Source organism: Kitasatospora sp. NPDC101157 (genome assembly GCF_044768255.1).
In the GTDB taxonomy this organism is placed as follows: Bacteria; Actinomycetota; Actinomycetes; order Streptomycetales; family Streptomycetaceae; genus Kitasatospora.
In genome coordinates this window covers 13,792-28,518 of sequence record NZ_JBIWPL010000026.1, presented here as the reverse complement: position 1 = coordinate 28,518, position 14,727 = coordinate 13,792, and the positions used below count along the sequence as shown (strand labels likewise).

Here is a 14,727-nt window from a genome sequence, read left to right as displayed (position 1 = left end):
GGGGCTTGTGGGTAATTGCTCGGTCGCGGCGACTGGTATGCGCCGGGCGGGGTATCAGCGGGTGCGACCCGAACGTGTGCGAAACAGGAGGTATCGGGCGTGGACGCGATCGTGCTGCTGAAGGACGACCACAAGACGGTGGAGAAGCTGTTCAAGGAGTTCGAGAAGGCCGGTGATGAGGCGCACGCCGAGAAGCGCCGGATCGCCGACCGGGTGATCGAGGAGCTGACCGTGCACGCGCTCATCGAGGAGCAGGTCTTCTACCCGGCCGCACGCGAGGCTGCCCCCGACACCGGGGATCACGTGCTGGAGAGCGTCGAGGAGCACCACGTCGTGGTGTGGATGCTGTCCGAGCTGGCCGGGATGGACCCGGAGGACGAGCGGTTCGACGCGAAGATGACGGTGCTGATGGAGAACGTGCGCCATCACGTCGAGGAGGAGGAGAAGGAGTGGTTCCCCCAGGTCCGCAAGGCCATGGGGCGCAACCGCCTGGTCGAGCTCGGCGAGCAGCTGGAGGAGGCGAAGAAGACCGCCACCCGCGACCCGCTCAAGGTTCCCAGCGCCACCGCCTGACGCCACCCGGGCCGAACCTGAGGCCCTGGCGCCGGTGTTGAAGGGCACTCCCCGCGGCCGCGGGTCCGGCTCGCGGCTCTCGGGGTCGGCGGATCCCGCCGCAGGCGCCGCCGTCCTCAGCCACCGCCTCCCGCTCGCCCTCCTTCGCCCCGGCGAGCACCGCAAGCGGCCCGGGGGCACCCCAGAACGCGCCAACCCTCGCCCTGCGTGTGGACGGTCAGCCGGCCGCTCGGTGAGCCCGGTGGGCTGCGACGCGGACGCGGACGGCGCAGCGGGGGGTGCAGAAGCGTTGTGGGGTGCGGCGGCCGGTGTCGATGTAGAAGCGGTTGCAGCCAAACCCGCCGGCCCCGCGCAGCGGGGTCCGGCAGATGCCGAACCGGTCCCCGCACGCCGACACGGCGGCGTGCGGGGATCGCCGTCGGAGAGCAGCGTCCGCCGGCACCTCAGCGCCGGGCGCTGAACGGAACGGCGGCCGGTGCGAGGCCAGCCCCTGCGTGGCCGGGCGCCAGATGGTCGCCGAGCCGGGCGGCCGGGGCGACCCGGCGCGCGGGCCGGCTCAGGGCCGGTCGTCGTGATGGCCGCACAGCCACGCGAGCGCCATGTAGACACCCAGCGCACGCTCCCTCTCCCCCACCGGGCCCGCGCCTTGTCGAAGGTGCACCTGCGCGGCCTGGCACTCGGCGAGCAGCTGCGCCCGGCAGGGTCCGTAGGCCCCGACGGCGGCGTTCGCCGTGATCGGCGCGCCCACCTGGGCACCCACCGCCCACCGGTAGGCTCCCAGCAGCCCTCGCTCGAAACCGGTGCGCGGCGCGCTCACCGCGTCCAGCGCAGCGAACACCTCCTCCACCGAGCGCACCCCCACCGCCACTGCAGTCATGTCCTCGCTCGCCATGCTGCCGACGCTACGGGCCCCGGTCCGTCGACGCCGCCAGGGCACCGCGTAAACGCCCCCATCCAGGGGAACGCTGGTCTTTCAACGCGGCCTGGCAGAAAGCGACGGCCTCCTGCGAGGAGCGGCATGCCGACCCGGGTGCCGCCTCGGGTGACCGCCTTCGCGGCCCGCCAGGTCAGCTGGCCGCCTCCCTGGCTGGGCTTGACCGCGCGGGTCAGCGTGCAGGGCGGAGAGCACGCGGACGGCGATCGGCACCGCCGAGAAACTGCATGAGCCCGGTGATGCGGGGCAGGCGTTGCGGACCAGAGCACATGCCGATGATCCCTGGAGCCGTGAACGATGCCCGTATCCATGGTCCTGCTGGTGGTCCCGATCGCGCTCTCGATGGTCCTGATGGCGACCGCTCCCTCGTCCACCCGTCATGGTCGCCGATTGCGAGCCGCCATAGTCCGGCCCGACCAGGTCCGCGGGCCGCGCCACGCCCGGACCTCGCGCTGAAACGCCCAGCTCGGACGGAGTCGGGGTGCCGGTGCGCGATCGGATGGGTGGAGCGAGCGCCTCACCCGGGTACCGGCTGACGGACCGGCCGGTGCAGCCGGCCGCGGGGTCTTGCCGATGCAGGGGCATGTCCAGGCCATCGAGCGGTAATACGCCCTCCATGACTGATAGCCGACCCGCAGATTCCGGGATGACCGTGGGAGTGCGGAAGGCCGCCGAGGTAGAGCGGGCCTTCGCCGAACTGGAGGCGGGCGGGGGAACGGAGAATCGTCCGACGCACTGGTCCAGGGGCGCCCTGGCCGGTTACCTGTGGGCGTTGGGCCGCGGTGACGGCGGGCCGGTCACCGGTGTGCGGACCGAGGGTCTGCCCGGCAACGACGTGTTGACGGCGGAGGTGGACGCGGCGAACGTGGCCCTGGAGAACCAGGTGGAACGCACCGTGCCCCGTGACTACAACCAGGGTGTCCACGACGCGCTGGCCTGGGTGTGCGGCCACACCGACAGCCGGCCCTGATTCAGGACCTCAGCCCCCCGGAAAGCACTTCGGGCCGGCGGCGCGGGAGCGGTCGTCGGCCTTCGCCCCACGAGATCGGCCCTCGCCCCCGGAGAGTCAGTGCTCAGCCGCTCAACGCTGCTCGCTGGGTGTCAAGGCGTGTTCAGTGGGAGTGCCCGCGCCTGAGCGCGCGCCGCATCCTGAGAACCGGCCCCACCCAGGGCAGGAAGCGGAGCAGGCGCCAAGCCATCCGGAAGACTGGGTGATGGTGCTCGGGCGCACGGACGGGATGGCGAACATGACTCCGTGGCATCGCAGACTCCTCCTCGCACGGTCGGGTACCGGACGGTTGGCGTCTGCCCTGTGAGCGGTGATCCAGGCGTCGAGCCGGTACTCGTCGACGGCTTCGCTTCGCCTGGTGGACGGCCGCCCGTCTGCGGTGCGGCAGCAGAGCCGGCTCGGCGACGGGTGCGGCCGCTTCGCGGCCCATGACGCCCAGGGGCGCCGGCATCAGGCCGAGGACAGCCAGGACGATGCCGACGGTCCACGGGCTGGAGATGCCAGTCACGAAGCCGACGATGAGGAGGACCATCCCAAGGACGATCACGGTGGCCTCCGGGAGAGTCACGCCTCCCCTCATCCGGGTCCCCGCAACCCGGCCGGGCGCACGGCGGGCGCACGGCAGCGCCGACCGGACAGGTCTTTCGAGGGTCCGATGCGTAGAACTGCGCGGTGGGGAACACGCCCGGTATGGGATCGTTCCGAAGAGACCGTGGTGACGGAGACGAGGCCGGACGCCGCCCGGCCAAGGCCGCCGAGCAGGGCCCGGATGCGCCGACGCGGGTGCCGGCGCGCGGCTGGCTGGGGGTGCTCAAAGGCACGGGTCGCGAGTTCCTGGACGACGAGCTGTCGGACCGGGCAGCGGCGCTGACGTACTACGGCGTACTGGCGATTTTCCCGGCGCTGCTGGTGCTGGTGTCGGTGCTCGGCCTGGTCGGCACGTCGGCGACCAACGAGGTGCTGGACAACCTGCAGAAGCTCGCTCCCGGCTCGGCGCGGGAGGTCCTGCACACGGCAGTCACGCAGTTGCAGGCGAGCCGCAGTACCGGCGGGGTGCTGGCGGTGGTGGGTCTGGCCGGCTCGCTCTGGTCCGCGTCGGGCTACATCGGGGCGTTCATCCGGGCGGGCAACGCGGTGTACGACATCCGCGAGGGGCGGCCGGTGTGGAAGACCCTGCCGCTGCGGCTCGGGCTGACGTCGCTGATGATGCTGCTGTTGCTGGCGAGCTCGGTGATCGTGGTGTTCACCGGCCCGCTCGCCGAGCGTGCCGGTCAGGTGCTGGGGCTCGGGCACACCGCCGTCACGGTCTGGTCGATCGCCAAGTGGCCGGTCCTGGTGGTGCTGGTGTCGTTCATGATCGCGCTGTTGTACTGGGCTGCGCCCAACGTGCGGGGGCGGGGCTTTCGCTGGGTGTCACCGGGCAGTGTGCTGGCGGTGCTGCTCTGGCTGGTGCTGTCCGGTGGGTTCGCCGCGTACGTGGCGAACTTCGGCTCCTACAACAAGACGTACGGCACGCTGGCCGGGGTGATCGTGTTCCTGGTGTGGCTGTGGCTGTCCAACCTGGCGATCCTGCTCGGCCTGGAGTTCGACGCGGAACTGGCCCGGGAACGCGCCATCGAGGGCGGCATGCCGCCGGAGGAGGAGCCGTACGTCCCGCCGCGCGACACCCGCACGTGGCCGGACGAGGAACACGGCGGCGGCCGAGGCTGACCTCGCGGCATTCATCACCTCGAACCGCGGCCTCCTCCAGCACACCCGGAGGACCCGGTACCGCGCCACCGTCGCGCAGGCCCTGCGCCGCCACCACGACTTCTCCGACGAGGCCTGCGCGTTCTTCGACTTCTTCGCCCAGCCCGCGACCGAGCTGGAGCAGCAGGCCGCCGACGCCCTCGGGCCGGACCCACTCGACGGCCGCACCCGGGCCACCGCCCGGGAGTACGGCCTGCTGCTCCAGGCCTACGAGCACCTGTTCTGGTCCACCCTGAGCGGGTGACTCACGCCTGCCAGTGCGGCTTCCCGCTGACCATCCGGCAGTAGATGACCCGTCCGTTGGCGTCGTGGGTACTCCGGCCGAGGTCGTCGCTGCGGCAGAACTGCCCCGCCGCGTAACAGTTGCCCGCGTTGGAGCGGATCTCGCACCCCGAGCCACCGGCCGCCGCCTGGGTCTGCCACGGCTCCGGGTCGGTCGGCGGCTGCGCCGTGGTCACCTTGGGCTGCGGCTTGGCGGCCGGTGTCTGCGGACGGGCGGCAGCGGGGGCCGAGGGGACGGACGGCGGCGGGGCGGACGGCGAGGACGGCGTGACCGCCGGCGTGACCACCGGCGGAGCCGGGGCCGGGGCCGTCACCGGGGGCGTGCTCGGCGCGGGTGCGACGGTCGAGCCCGCCGAGGCGGTCGGCGCCGGCGACGCCTTGCCGTCCGCCGCCGACGGGCCGCAACCGGTCAGCGCCAGGCCGACGGTGAGGACGAGTCCGGCGAATCCGGCCAGGCCGGCCGCCCGGCGGCGTCCGGGTATCCGTGAAGTCATGTGGGGAGAACGCTCCGTTCCGTATGGGCGAGGCGTGCGAGTCAAGCAGAACCCGCACACGCCGCGGTCACGCTTTCCCCACTCGTTTGCAGATCGAGACAATCCGGCCACCCCGGCGTGACGGCCGTCGAACACGACGACCACCCGGCCATGGCGACGATCGAACACGGCGACCCCCCGGGCATGACAACCACCCCGGCCGGATCCCCGGAGCACCCCACCTACCCACCCACGGGGTATAGCGCCGCGGCTCAGGGCGTTATGGCATGTTCCGGACAGCACAACCGGATCGCTACGGTTCCGGCAACCCCCACGCCGAACGAGGAGACCCCATGCTCCGGATCCGTGCGCTCGCCGTCGCCGCCGCCTTCGCGACCGTCGCGCTCACCGCAGCCCCCGCCGTCAGCGCACCCGCTGACGACCCGTCCATAGCCGCCGCCCTGGCCGCCCCCACCCCGGCGGCCTCCACCCGCACCGCCGCCGTACCGCCCGCCCTGCTGCACGCCATGCAGCGCGACCTCGGGCTCGCCCCGCAGGCCGCCGCCGACCGGATCGCCCGGGAGGGCCGCGCCGCCGCGGTCCGCGGTGCCCTCGCCCGGGCGCTCGGTGACCACTGGGCCGGTGCCTGGATCGACGGACCGCAGGCCGAGCTGGTGGTCGCCACCACGGACGCCTCCGCCGCCCGCACCATCACCGCCCACGGCGGCCGGGCGACCGTCGTCCAGCACTCACTGAAGGCCCTGGACCGGGCCAAGGAGGCGCTCGACCGGGCGTCCGGGGCCGCCGCCCCCGGGGCCACCCCGCTCTGGTACGTCGACGTCCGGTCCAACACCGTCGTGGTGCAGTCCGCCGACGACGCCCGTACCGAGGCCTTCCTGGACCGGTCCGGGGCCGACCGCGCGCTGGTCCGGGTCGAGCGGGCCACCGCCACGCCCCGGCCGCTCGCCGACCTGCACGGCGGGGACGCGTACTACATCGACAACGCCGCCCGCTGCTCGATCGGCTTCCCGGTCACCCAGGGCGGCCAGCCCGGCTTCGTCAGCGCCGGCCACTGCGGCCAGCCCGGCTCCAACGCGACGGCCTCCGACGGCAGTTCGATCGGCACCTTCCAGGGCTCGACCTTCCCGGGCAACGACTGGTCCTGGGTGGCGGCCGGCCCGGAGTGGACCGCCCAGCCGCAGGTGAACGACTACGCCGGCGGCGCGGTGACGGTGAGCGGCTCGACCGAGCAGACGGTCGGCGGCTCGGTGTGCCGCTCCGGCTCCACCACCGGCTGGCACTGCGGCACCGTCGAGGAGCAGAACGCGACCGTCAACTACCAGGAGGGCAGCGTCTACGGGGTCACCCGCACCGATGTGTGCGCCGAACCGGGCGACTCCGGCGGCTCGTTCATCTCCGGCAGCCAGGCCCAGGGCGTGACCTCGGGCGGCTCCGGCGACTGCACCTCGGGCGGTGAGACCTACTTCCAGCCGGTCAACCCGATCCTCAGCACCTACGGCCTGACCCTGGCCACCGGCTGACACCGCGTCACAGCTGCGCCGTCCGGCGCTCGAACACCTCGGGGCGGGCGGTCTCCAGCGCCGTGGAGACCGCGCCGAGGAGCACCGCCTCCTCCCCCAGCAGGCTCGGTGCGAGCGTCGGACGCATCGGCGCGAAGCGGCGCAGGGCCTGCTCCAGCGGTTCCAGGAGCAGGTCCGCGCTGCTGCCGATGCCACCACCGAGCACCAGCAGGTCCGGGTCGAGCACCGCGGACAGCACGGCGACGGCGTAGGCCAGCCGCTCCGCCTCCCAGCGCACCGCCCGCAGCGCGGCGGCGTCACCGGACCGGGCCCGCTCGAAGACCCGCTTGGCGGTCAACCGCTTCCCGCCCGGCTCCTCAAGCCCGAACTCCCGGGCGGCCCGCACCACCGCGTCCGCCGCGGCCTCCTGCTCCAGCGTCGTCCCGCCCGGCTCGCCCGACTCCCCCGGACCGCCAGAAGGCACAGCCTGCCCGCCCGGCCCGCCGGGCCCGTCACCCGGCCCGCCCACGAAGGCGGGCAGCGGCACCAGGCCGATCTCACCCAGCCCGCCGTGCGCGCCGAGCAGCAACTCGCCGTCCTTGACCACGCCCAGCCCGAGCCCGGTCCCGACCAGCAGGTAGGCGAACATCCGGCTGCCGCGCCCCGCGCCGAGGGTGTACTCGCCGAGCGCGGCGAGGTTGGCGTCATTGGCCACCGTGACGGCCGTGCCCAGCCCTTCCCCGATCCGGTCGAACAGCCCCGGCCGGCCCCAGCCGGGCAGGCTGGTGGCGTACCGGACACCGCGCCGCTCCTCGTCCCACACTCCGGGCGTGCCGATCACCGCGTGCACGATGTCGGCGGCGTCCAGGCCCGCCTCGGCGGTCGCCTCCCGCGCGGCGGCGACCACGGCCTCCGCGACGGCGTCCGCCGTCCGGCCCCGATTGGCCACGTCCCGCCGGGCGACCACGGTCCCGGCGAGGTCCGCCACCGCGACCCGCAGCCGGGCCCGGCCGATGTCCACGCCCAGCACATGGCCGGCGGTCGGGTCGACCTCGTACAGCACCGCGGTGCGGCCGCGCTCGGGGGCCACCCGCCCGGCCTCGCGCACCAGCCCGGCCTGTTCCAGCTCGGCCAGCGCCGCGGAGACGGTGGGCTTGGACAGGCCGGTGTCCCGCGCCAGTTGGGCGCGCGAGGTGCCGCCGCCGGTGCGCAGCAGCTCCAGCAGCAGCCACTCGTTGTTGCTGCGCAGCCGCTGCCGGTTCCACGGCACCCCGGGGGCCCCGGCCGCCGGGCGACTGGTCGGCTGGTGGGGGCTCATCGGTTCCTCCGGTCTGGGCTGCTGACGGTCCGCCCCGGGCGGTCCACGACGGGCGGTCCGGGGCGGGTGGTCCTGGACCGGACCTTCCGGGCCGACGGGCGGTGCGCCCTGGCACCGCCCGCGACACCCGGTGCCGGGCGCCGCGCCCAAGTATGACCGGTGATCACCCGGCGCCGATCAACGCGAGCCCTCCCCCGGACCACCGTCGCGCCGGACGGCACCGCCGCGACCGGGCATCAGGCCTCGGCGGACCCGACCCAGCCGAGCGTCATCCCGAGCACCGCCGAACCGTCGTGTCGGCCGGCTTGACGCCGGTGAACGCCCGGCCCGTCCGGGAGGTCTGGATCCGCTACGGCGGCCGATCGGCGGTCAGCGCCTCGACGGCGAACCTGGCGGCGCAGTAGGCCTCGTTGAAGGGCTGCCCGACCACACCGCCGACGCTGGTCACCGTGACCACCCGGCCGCCACCGGCCCGCAGGTACGGCATCGCGGGCCGGGTCACCTCGACCACGCCGAAGGAGTCGACCTCCACGGCGGCGCGCACCGGCGCCATGCCCTCCTGCTCGACCGTGCCGAGGAAGCCGGCACCCGCGTTGTTGACGACGGCGTCCAGTCGCCCGTAGCGGTCGAGGACGATCTCCGGGCAGTTCGCGACGGAGGCCCGGTCGGTGACGTCCAGCCGCTCGACCTCGATCCGCTCGGCGACGCCCGCCTTCTCCGCGGCCCGGAGCAGGTTCCCGGCCCGGCCGGTGTCGCGCATGGTGGCGATCACCCGACAGCCGGCCCCGGCCCCGACCCCGACAGCCGGCCCCGGCGGCGGCCACGGCCGCGGCGAGGCCGATCCCGGAGGAGGTGCCGGTGATCAGAACGGTGCGGTGGGTGGCCGTACGGTCCTTTCGCCCGGTCGTGGGCGCGCCGAGCCCCGGCGCGTGATCATGGATGCATGCACTCCCGGCCCGGCAACCGACCCGAGGGCGCCCCGCCCCCGCCCCCGGACGCCCGTTCCCTGGCGGCGACCGCGGCTGCCCTCGCCGCGAGCCTCGGTTCGGCCGGCGACAGCGGCCGGTCCGACGCCGATCCGGACCTGCTCCGCGAGGTGCTCGCCGCCGCCCCGGTCGGTGTCGCCCTGCTCGACGAGCACCTGCGCTGGCGCTACCTCAACGCCGCCTTCACCGCCGCCACCGGACTGCGCGGCGCCGACCTGCTCGACCGCACCGCCGGGACCACCGCCTTCGCCGGCGCCGTCGAGCCGCTGCGCCGCGTCCTCGCCGACGGACACGACCACGAACACGTCACCGGCGGCCCCGAGGGCGCCGGCTCCCCCGTACCGCCCGGCCTGCGGGTGCGCTGCCGGCCCTTGCGGCGGGCCGGGCGGACCACCGGCGTGATCGTCGTCGTCCTGGACAGCCCCGCCCAGGCCCCCGCGCACCCGCACGAGCCCGAACGGACTCCCGCTCCCGCGCACCCGCACGAACTCGAACAGGCCCGCGCCCGGCTCGCCCTGCTGGACGCCGCCGCCGAGCGGATCGGCACCACCCTCGACACCGCCACCACCTGCGCCGAACTCGCGTCCTTCACCGTGCCGGGCCTCGCCGACCTCGCCACCGTCGACGTACTGCCGCCCGAAGCCGAACCCTCCCGCCCCAGCCGCTCCGGCGCCCAGCGACTGCACCGCGCCGCCGTACGGGCCGTGCCCGCGCTCGACGCCGCCCTCGCCGAACTGCCGCGCCCGGGCGAGTCCGTCCGCCACCGCGAGGGCTCGGCCGCCGCCCGCTGCCTGGCGAGCGGCGTCACCGTCCGCACCGAACCCGGCCCGGCGGACGCCTGCCCCGCCGACGCTGCCTCGCTGCTCGTCCTGCCGCTCGCCGCCCGCGGCCGCCCGGTCGGGCTGCTCACCCTCGGCCGCACCGCCGCCACCCCGGCCTTCACCGCCGAGGAGGCCGACCTGCTCGGCGATCTCGCCGCCCGCGCCGCCATCGCCATCGACAACGCGCGCCGCTACGCCCGGTCCCAGGGCATCGCCCTGGAACTCCAGCGCGCACTGCTGAGCGAGCCCGGCAGTCCGCACCAGAACCTCGCCCTCGCCTCCCGCTACCTGCCCTCCGGCAGCAGCTCGGTGGTCGGCGGCGACTGGTACGAGACCGTCCGCCTGCCGTTCGGCCGCACCCTGCTGGCGATGGGCGACGTCATGGGGCACGGCGTCGAGGCCGCCGTCGACATGAGCCACTACCGCTCGGCGCTGCGCGACATCGCCGGCACGGACCTGCCCCCGCACCGCATCCTGCGCCAGCTCGACACGGTCATCTCCGCCGACGACTCCGCCCGACCCGCGACCTGCCTGCTGGCCCTCGCCGATCCCGGCCGCGCCCGCTGGACCCTCTCCAGCGCCGGCCACCTGCCGCCCGCCCTGATCACACCGGACCGCCCGACCGAACTGCTGAGCGTCCCCACCGGTCCCCCGCTGGGCACCGGCCTCGGCGGCTACGAGCAGACCAGCCACCCGCTCGACACCGGGCAGACCCTGCTTCTCTACACCGACGGCCTGGTCGAACGACGGCACGAGGACATCGACACCTCCCTGGAGCGCCTCGCCGCTCTCCGCCTCCCCGCCACCGGCGAACTCGACGACCTCCTCGACGCCGTCCTCCACTCCCTCGCCCCACCCCCGGCCCCCGCCGCCGAGGACGACATCGCCCTTCTCGCGGCGCGCCCCAGACCACGGTGACGGCCGGATCCCGCCGACGGCCGTAAGGGAAAACCACCGCGAGCACTCCTCGAACCACGCCACCAGCCGGATGTTCGCGCCGCCGTGCACCTCGGCAAGGGCCCGGACCCGGGCGGTCCCGGACAGGTCACCGGGCGGCCCGCGGGCGGCGGCCGCAGGCCGCCGGTGGGCGTGGGGGTCCCGGACCCCCGAGGAGGCAGGCGAAGGCCCGGGCGTTCCTGGTCATGCCGAGCAGGACGGCTCGACGGCCGCCCACCAGGCCCGCTCCCCGGGGTCGAGGCCGGCGCCCCGGATGCGGCACTCCACGGAACCCCGGATGTCCGTCCCCAGGGAGCGCATCACGCCCCTGGGAACGGATCCGCCCCAGCCGTCCACCGCCCGGCGGCCACCCCGTGGGTCCGCCCGGCGGTCAGGCCTTCGCGAGGGCCTGTTCCACGTCCCTCCACAGGTCCGCCGGGTGTTCGATGCCCACCGAGACCCGGACCGTGCCCGGACCGATGCCCGCCGCCGCCAGTTCCCCGTCCGACAGCTGGCGGTGCGAGGTGCTGGCCGGGTGGAGCACCAGGGTGTGGACGCCGCCGAGCGAGGGCGCCAGGGAGGCCAGGCGCACGGACTCGGTGAAGGCCCGGGCCGCCTCGCGGCCGCCGGCCAGGTCGAAGGCGAGGACGCCGCCGTGGCCGTCCGGCAGCAGGCGGCGGGCGAGGTCGTGGTCGGGGTGGGAGGGCAGGCCCGGGTAGTGGACGGCGGAGACCGCCGGGTGGGCGGAGAGCCGGGTGGCCAGGTCGAGGGCGCTGTCGCAGTGGCGGCGGACCCGGAGGGCCAGCGTCTGCAGACCGCGCAGGGTCAGCCAGGCGGCGAAGGGATCGGCGCTGGCTCCGAGTTCGGTCGCGTAGTGCCAGACCTTCCGGTGCAGTTCGGCCTCGGCGAAGACGGCGATCCCGGCGAGGACGTCGGAGTGCCCGCCCAGGTACTTGGTGGCGGAGTGGATCACCACGTCCGCGCCGTGCTCGATCGGCCGGCACAGCAGCGGGGTGGCGAAGGTGTTGTCGACCACGCTCAGCACCCCGGCGCCCCGGGCGACCGCGATCAGCCCGGGCAGGTCGGTGACCCGGGTGGTCGGGTTGGAGATCGTCTCCAGGTGCAGCAGCCGGGTGTTGGGCCGCAGTGCCGCAGCGACCTCGTCCGGGTCGTCGCCCGAGACGTGGGTCACCTCGACGCCCCACCGCTGGGCGAGGTCGGCCAGTGTCGCGAAAGTCCCGCCGTACAGGCTCCGTTGGGCGATCACGTGGTCCCCGGTGCGCAGCAGGGCGAGCAGCACGCTGTTGATGGCGCCCATGCCGGAGGCCGTGGCGATGGCGCCGGTGCCGCCTTCGAGGTCGGCGACGGCGCTCTCCAGCGAGCGGACGGTGGGGTTGCCGAAGCGGTTGTAGAAGAACGCCCCGTCGGGCCCGCCGAAGGCGCTGGTGAGCGCCTCACTGGTCTCGAAGGCGAACAGGTGGCTCTGGTGCAGCGGGACGCCCAGCGGACGGCTGCCGGTGGCCTCGGCCAACGGCGGGTGGACGATCCGGCTCTCGGGGCGTAGCCCCTCGGCGGAGTCGGTGCGGTCGGTGCGGTGATCGCTCATTCCGCCATCCTGCTGCGCCGGGACCGGGCCGGACAGGGCCAATCGCAGCCAAGTGGCCCGCCCGGGAGCCGTTTCGGTGCCCCGGGGCGGGCTCAGCGTTGACTCGACCGGCGACTCAGCGGCGACGGAACAGCCGTCGCACGAAGTGGACGATCCCCCAGATCAGCAGGATGACGACCACGATGACGAGGATGACCACGACCAGCAGGAACTTGCCGAGCTTGGCGAAGAAGCCGGACTTCTTCTTCTCCTGCTTCGCCGCGACGTGCGTGATCTGCGTCACCTCCGCACCCTGCGTCGCGCGCGCAACCTGCGTGATGTGCGCCACACTTGCGGGCGCCGCGCCCGGCGTGACGGCCGTGCCCCCCGCGGCGGTTCGGGTCGCGGCCACCGCCGTCGCGCTCGACGCCGCGGCGCCGAGGCCGACGGCGGCCAGCAGTGCCACCAGGGCGCCGGCTATCGAACGTGCGATCCGGTGAGTCATCATGCTCCTCGTGCGGGTACGGAGCGACGGAGATGGAACTCGGCCGACCTTCTCTCATGGTCTGACCAGTATTTTTCTCATCTGCGCCTAGTATGCTCCACTGAAAGTTCTACAGCGGTGTAAAAGTTTAGCGACGGGCCGGCCCGGATCCACTCCGACCCAGGACCACGCAAGCCACCGCTCCAACGGGGGTTCCGTGGCAACTGTGGAGGATGACGCCGTGTCGGGTCGCAGGGGTTCCACCGAGACCGAGAATTCGCCGCACCGGGCCGGTGGACGCAGGGCCGCCGGCCGCCCGGCCGACTCCGGAAAGGGCGAAACGGACAAGGGCGGGACGGACAAGGGCGGAACGGACAAGAACATATCCGACGCCCGCCCCACCAGCCGGGCCAAGCCCAAGCGCAAGCGCAGCACCAAGCAGAAGGTGCTCTGGGTCACCGCCGGCTGCACCGCGCTCCTGGTGCTCGCCGGCGGCGCCGTCTACTACCGCCTGAACAGCAACATCAACACCTTCGACGGCGACGCCCTCAGCAAGGACCGCCCGGAGGCCGCCGCACCCGACGCCCAGGGCCGCACCCCGGTGAACGTCCTGCTGATCGGCTCGGACAGCCGCGGCCACGGCAACAGCGACCTGGGCGGCGGCGGGGACGACGGTGCCCGCTCGGACACCGCGATCCTGCTGCACATCTACGCCGACCACAAGCACGCCGTCGGCATCTCGATCCCCCGCGACTCCCTGGTCAACATCCCGCCGTGCAAGCTCCCCAACGGCAAGTGGACCAAGGAGCAGACCAATGTGATGTTCAACAGCGCCTTCTCGGTGGGCAACACGGACCAGGGCAACCCCGCCTGCACCCAGAACGCCGTCGAGAAGCTCACCAACCTGCGCGTCGACCACACCATCGTGGTGGACTTCAGCGGCTTCGCGTCGATGACCTCGGCGGTCGGCGGCGTGGAGGTCTGCCTGCCGAACAACGTCTACGAGGGGGACCTCAACCCCAATCTCGGCCACAAGGGCAAGCTGATCTTCGCCAAGGGCAAGCAGAAGGTCGAGGGTCAGGCCGCACTGGACTACGTGCGGGTCCGGCACGGCATCGGGGACGGCTCCGACATCGGCCGCACCAAGCGCCAGCAGGCCTTCCTCTCCTCCCTCATCAAGCAGGTCAAGGACCGCGGCATGGACCCGACCACCCTGCTGCCGCTCGCCGACGCGGCGACCAAGTCGCTGACCGTCGATCCCGACCTCGGCTCGGCCGCCAAGCTGATGTCCTTCGCCATGTCGATCAAGGACGTCAATCTGCACGACGTCAAGTTCCTCACGGCGCCCTGGCGTTACGAGGGCCCGCGGGTCGCCCTGGTGCACCCCGACGTGGACCAGCTCTGGGCCGCACTCAAGGCCGACCGCACCATCGACGGCCAGGACGCCAGCGCCCAGAGCCCGGCCGCCACCGACTCCGCCGCCCCCAGCGCCCCGCCCACCACCGAGGCGGCGCCCACCCCCACCGCGGACGCCCGGAACGCCGGGATCAAGGTCGCCGTGCTCAACAGCACCGGCGAGAGCGGCCTCGGCAGCAAGGGGGCCGAGGCGGTCAAGGGCGCCGGCTACACCGTCACCACCGTCGGCAACGCGGCCGGGAAGCCGCGCAGCACCACCGTGGTCGAGTACGGCACGGGCGAGCGCACCGCCGCCGAGTCGGTCGCCAAGCTGTTCCCGGGAGCGACCGTCCAGCCCGGCGGCCACGGCCTGAGCGTGGTGCTCGGCCACGACTTCGCCGCCGCCAACCCGGCCTCCGCCGCCACCTCCGCGCCCGGCGCCCCCGGTGCCCCGGCCCCGCTGCCGACCAGCGTCAGCGGCACCGCCCGCTCGGCGGACGACGACCCGTGCGCCAACGTGTCGTACGGCTGATCCGCGCCGCGGCGACGACGAACGGGCGGGGGGGGCCCCGGCCCGGGGTGCGCGGGCCCCCCCCCCCCTGCCGCGGACAGGCGCCCCCCGCCGACGCACCCCCCGACGGCCGGAAAGCCGCCCCCCCCGG

The 14,727-nt window shown here is 74.0% G+C and carries 13 protein-coding genes; 6 read left to right on the top strand and 7 right to left on the bottom strand.

The window, feature by feature from the left end; translation table 11 throughout:
* Window positions 1-99: 99 nt before the first annotated feature.
* Window positions 100-573 (top strand): hemerythrin domain-containing protein, encoded by a 474-nt coding sequence (locus ACIRVF_RS34735; protein ID WP_402827073.1) that lies wholly within the window; start codon window positions 100-102, stop codon window positions 571-573.
* 217 nt (window positions 574-790) lie between these two features.
* On the opposite strand, the gene ACIRVF_RS34730 is transcribed toward ACIRVF_RS34735, so the two are convergent.
* Both ACIRVF_RS34730 and ACIRVF_RS34725 read right to left on the bottom strand, forming a co-directional pair.
* Window positions 791-970: a CGNR zinc finger domain-containing protein gene (locus tag ACIRVF_RS34730; protein WP_402827070.1), complete on the bottom strand. Its 180-nt coding sequence runs from the start codon at window positions 968-970 to the stop codon at window positions 791-793.
* Between the two features lie 159 nt (window positions 971-1,129).
* Entirely contained in the window at window positions 1,130-1,465 is a 336-nt protein-coding gene (locus ACIRVF_RS34725; protein ID WP_402827068.1) for a hypothetical protein, read from the bottom strand.
* A gap of 688 nt (window positions 1,466-2,153) precedes the next feature.
* On the opposite strand from ACIRVF_RS34725, the gene ACIRVF_RS34720 reads away from it, so the two are divergent.
* Window positions 2,154-2,477, top strand: coding sequence for a hypothetical protein (locus tag ACIRVF_RS34720; protein WP_402827065.1), 324 nt, complete (start codon window positions 2,154-2,156; stop codon window positions 2,475-2,477).
* A 729-nt stretch (window positions 2,478-3,206) separates the two neighbouring features.
* Window positions 3,207-4,226, top strand: coding sequence for a YihY/virulence factor BrkB family protein (locus ACIRVF_RS34715; RefSeq protein ID WP_402827062.1), 1,020 nt, complete (start codon window positions 3,207-3,209; stop codon window positions 4,224-4,226).
* Window positions 4,227-4,510: 284 nt separating this feature from the next.
* Here the strand turns inward: ACIRVF_RS34715 and ACIRVF_RS34710 are convergent, their stop codons facing one another.
* Window positions 4,511-5,041 carry a hypothetical protein gene (locus ACIRVF_RS34710; protein WP_402827059.1) on the bottom strand — a complete coding sequence of 177 codons (531 nt, stop codon included), beginning with the start codon at window positions 5,039-5,041 and terminating at the stop codon, window positions 4,511-4,513.
* A 332-nt stretch (window positions 5,042-5,373) separates the two neighbouring features.
* Here ACIRVF_RS34710 and ACIRVF_RS34705 point away from each other — a divergent pair, with 332 nt between their 5' ends.
* Complete coding sequence (locus ACIRVF_RS34705) at window positions 5,374-6,561, top strand: S1 family peptidase (RefSeq protein ID WP_402827056.1); 1,188 nt, start codon at window positions 5,374-5,376, stop codon at window positions 6,559-6,561.
* A 7-nt stretch (window positions 6,562-6,568) separates the two neighbouring features.
* Here ACIRVF_RS34705 and ACIRVF_RS34700 read toward each other — a convergent pair whose 3' ends face one another.
* Window positions 6,569-7,858, bottom strand: coding sequence for an ROK family protein (locus ACIRVF_RS34700; RefSeq protein ID WP_402827053.1), 1,290 nt, complete (start codon window positions 7,856-7,858; stop codon window positions 6,569-6,571).
* A gap of 349 nt (window positions 7,859-8,207) precedes the next feature.
* Window positions 8,208-8,618, bottom strand: a complete 411-nt coding sequence (locus ACIRVF_RS34695) for an SDR family NAD(P)-dependent oxidoreductase (RefSeq protein WP_402827050.1) — start codon at window positions 8,616-8,618, stop codon at window positions 8,208-8,210.
* 183 nt (window positions 8,619-8,801) lie between these two features.
* Between ACIRVF_RS34695 and ACIRVF_RS34690 the strand changes: the two genes are divergently transcribed.
* A complete protein-coding gene (locus ACIRVF_RS34690) occupies window positions 8,802-10,583 on the top strand; it encodes a SpoIIE family protein phosphatase (RefSeq protein WP_402827047.1) in 1,782 nt (593 codons plus the stop codon).
* Between the two features lie 409 nt (window positions 10,584-10,992).
* Here the strand turns inward: ACIRVF_RS34690 and ACIRVF_RS34685 are convergent, their stop codons facing one another.
* Window positions 10,993-12,207, bottom strand: coding sequence for a trans-sulfuration enzyme family protein (locus ACIRVF_RS34685; protein WP_402827044.1), 1,215 nt, complete (start codon window positions 12,205-12,207; stop codon window positions 10,993-10,995).
* A 115-nt stretch (window positions 12,208-12,322) separates the two neighbouring features.
* Window positions 12,323-12,694 carry a hypothetical protein gene (locus tag ACIRVF_RS34680; protein WP_402827041.1) on the bottom strand — a complete coding sequence of 124 codons (372 nt, stop codon included), beginning with the start codon at window positions 12,692-12,694 and terminating at the stop codon, window positions 12,323-12,325.
* A 217-nt stretch (window positions 12,695-12,911) separates the two neighbouring features.
* Here ACIRVF_RS34680 and ACIRVF_RS34675 point away from each other — a divergent pair, with 217 nt between their 5' ends.
* Window positions 12,912-14,597, top strand: coding sequence for an LCP family protein (locus ACIRVF_RS34675; protein WP_402827038.1), 1,686 nt, complete (start codon window positions 12,912-12,914; stop codon window positions 14,595-14,597).
* Window positions 14,598-14,727: the final 130 nt, after the last annotated feature.

Excerpts from the sequence above, each read along its gene's own strand:
- ACIRVF_RS34725 (WP_402827068.1), bottom strand. The coding sequence starts at position 1,465 with ATGGCGAGCGAGGACATGACTGCAGTGGCGGTGGGGGTGCGCTCGGTG.
- ACIRVF_RS34720 (WP_402827065.1), top strand. The coding sequence starts at position 2,154 with ATGACCGTGGGAGTGCGGAAGGCCGCCGAGGTAGAGCGGGCCTTCGCC.
- ACIRVF_RS34715 (WP_402827062.1), top strand. The coding sequence starts at position 3,207 with ATGGGATCGTTCCGAAGAGACCGTGGTGACGGAGACGAGGCCGGACGC.
- ACIRVF_RS34710 (WP_402827059.1), bottom strand. The coding sequence starts at position 5,041 with ATGACTTCACGGATACCCGGACGCCGCCGGGCGGCCGGCCTGGCCGGA.
- ACIRVF_RS34705 (WP_402827056.1), top strand. The coding sequence starts at position 5,374 with ATGCTCCGGATCCGTGCGCTCGCCGTCGCCGCCGCCTTCGCGACCGTC.
- ACIRVF_RS34700 (WP_402827053.1), bottom strand. The coding sequence starts at position 7,858 with ATGAGCCCCCACCAGCCGACCAGTCGCCCGGCGGCCGGGGCCCCCGGG.
- ACIRVF_RS34695 (WP_402827050.1), bottom strand. The coding sequence starts at position 8,618 with ATGCGCGACACCGGCCGGGCCGGGAACCTGCTCCGGGCCGCGGAGAAG.
- ACIRVF_RS34690 (WP_402827047.1), top strand. The coding sequence starts at position 8,802 with ATGCACTCCCGGCCCGGCAACCGACCCGAGGGCGCCCCGCCCCCGCCC.
- ACIRVF_RS34685 (WP_402827044.1), bottom strand. The coding sequence starts at position 12,207 with ATGAGCGATCACCGCACCGACCGCACCGACTCCGCCGAGGGGCTACGC.
- ACIRVF_RS34680 (WP_402827041.1), bottom strand. The coding sequence starts at position 12,694 with ATGATGACTCACCGGATCGCACGTTCGATAGCCGGCGCCCTGGTGGCA.